At 56.1% G+C, this 344-nt stretch carries 1 protein-coding gene; it reads left to right on the forward strand.

Annotation, left to right across the window (positions count from 1 at the left end):
* Nucleotides 1-124: 124 nt before the first annotated feature.
* On the forward strand, nt 125-344 hold a 220-nt coding region (locus ACTEK7_RS36650; protein WP_474810818.1), incomplete at its 3' end, for an MATE family efflux transporter.

The following is a 344-nucleotide window of genomic DNA, read 5'->3' on the forward strand; positions in this document are numbered from 1 at the left end:
GGCTATTAGCCTCTATATCGCGTATTTTACCAAGCGACGCGGAATGGTCGTCGTCAGGATGTCTCACATCTCGTTGCGAGCAGATCGCATCAGACAGATAGCGTTCGTGGGGGCGCCAGCGACCATGCCCAGCATCTTATCTGCTATTACTGTCGTGCTCTTGTACGGAGCAGCTGCGCCCTTCGGCGAAGAGTCCATCGCGGCCGTGGGAATAGCCGTGCGACTCTTAACGATTGGCGCACTGCTTATCAGCGGTTTCTGTATGGGGTCTCAAGCTATCCTGGGTTTTGGCTGGGGCGCACGCGATTTTGCTCGCGTACTGAGGGCTGCAAAGGTCATGCTCT

The organism is Bradyrhizobium sp. JHI2711, from assembly GCF_056156565.1.